2 pseudogenes are annotated in these 2175 nt (G+C 15.4%); both read left to right on the forward strand.

Annotation, left to right across the window (positions count from 1 at the left end):
- Positions 1–193: 193 nt before the first annotated feature.
- Positions 194–433, forward strand: a pseudogene (locus NY07_RS19915) (NADH-quinone oxidoreductase subunit H); the annotation flags it as partial.
- 1261 nt (positions 434–1694) lie between these two features.
- A pseudogene (locus NY07_RS19920) lies at positions 1695–1979 on the forward strand (hypothetical protein).
- Positions 1980–2175 lie beyond the last annotated feature (196 nt).

Below are 2175 nucleotides of genomic sequence, written 5' to 3' on the forward strand. Positions count from 1 at the left end.
GGCTTTTTTTTTTTTAATACTTAGATATAGTTCTAATAGTATTTTTTCTATGATTTCTTTATATCGAGTTTTAATTCAAATTATTAGTTATGAGGTAGGTTTAATATTTTTATTTCTTTTGCCTAATTTAATATTAAATTCTTTTAACTTTTATTTTTATTGAAATTATAATAACAAATTATTTTTATTTTCATTTATAATAATTTTTAGATTAGTTTTAGTTTCTTTAAGAGAAATAAATCGAATTCCTTTTGAATTTTTAGAAAGAGAAACAGAATTAGTTTCAGGTTTTAATGTTGAATATATATCTTCTTTATTTAGTTTTATTTTTTTAATTGAGTATGGTTTTTTTTTATCTATAATAATTATAATTAATTTCTTTTTTTTGTTTCATTATTTAAATATTTTATTTTTATTTATTTTAATCATTTGATCTCGTTCTTTTATACCTCGTTATCGATATGATAAAATATTATATTATTTTTGGAAAGATATTATTATAATAATTTTTTTCCTTTATATTTTTACTTCTGTTTTTTAAGTTTATAATATATAAATTTTGTAAATTTATTCTTTAATTTTAAACATAAATTATTTTCATTACTCTTCAATTGGAAATTGAATATACGGGGTATTTAGAAAATTTTAGAAGCATATTCTTATACTTCTACTATGTTTCAACTTATTTCATTTTAAAATGAAAGTGATGGGCAATATGTACATAAAATTAAAAATTCATTTAAAATTGTTTTTAAATTTTTATTTAAATTACTATTAAATTCTATTTCTTTTAATTTTTTTTTGTGTCTAAATTTTTCTTTTGTTTTAACTATATATTGACCTGTTTATTTAAATAATTAATTTAACTTTTGATTTATATATAATTTAACGGAAATATATAAATTTATAACTAAAAGATTTTTTTATTGAGTGTTTTCTATTATAAATCAAGACCCTTTAAATTTAAATTTTACCGCCAAATAATTCTAGTTTAATTAAATTAATTTAGTACTATAAAGTTTATTTATTTGGGTATCTAATCCAATTTATTTCTTATTTATTTTATTACTTATTTTAATATTAATATATAAAATATTTTACTATATATAAACTTTTACTATATTTTTTTAGTTTTATTTTTGTTTAATTTTAATTAATCGTTTAACCGCTTTAGCTGGCACGCTATTTAAAAATATTTAATTAAATTATTAATTATTTAATTTTTTTTATTATTAAATTTTATATATGAATATATATAATTTTTATCTTATGTAATAAAAATTTAATTTTTTGATTTTTTTATAATTAATTTATTGTAAATAAATTTTAAAATCAACTTTCCAAATTTTATGACAAATATAAATTCTTTTTGGATACAAAATTTTAATAATATTATAATAAAGAATATAGATATTTTTAATTTATCAATTACAAATTTAATTATTGTTTTAAGAATTTTTTTAATAATTTTAATCTATTTTTTTATAATAAATCGAAGATCTATAATTTTTATAAATGAAAGAAATGAATTAGAATTATTTTGAACTGTTATTCCTGCTATTTTAATTTTAATTATTTCTTTACCTTCAATATTTTTATTATATTGTTATGAAGAAAATAAGTTTTCTTTCATAGATGTAAAAATTATAGGTAATCAATGATATTGAACTTATGAATTTCCTAATAAAATAATAATTGAAAGATATATTAAAAGTAGAAATTTAATTCGTTGTTTAAATACAAATAATTCTTTAATTTTACCTAGAAATAAATTTATTCGTTTAATTATTTCATCTAATGATGTTCTTCATTCTTGAACTATCCCTAGTTTAATAATAAAAATAGATGCTGTACCTGGTCGTTTGAATATAATATTTTTAAATAGAAGCAAGAGATTGCTGTTAAAAGGACAATGTTCAGAGATTTGTGGTATTAATCATAGTTTTATACCTATTAGTTTGTTTATTTTAAAATTATAATTTTCATCAAATGGCTGAATAAAAGCATTAACTTCTTAAGTTAAATATAGAAATTTTTTCTTTTGATGAATTTATCAAATTTCTCCAATAAACTGAATTTTAATTTTTTATATTATAAACTATGTCATTATATATATATTTTTGTTTTATAAAAAATTATTTTCAATAGAAATTAATAATAATTTTATATTAAAAA

The organism is Shewanella sp. ECSMB14101 (genome assembly GCF_000773485.1).
GTDB lineage: Bacteria > Pseudomonadota > Gammaproteobacteria > Enterobacterales > Shewanellaceae > Shewanella > Shewanella marisflavi.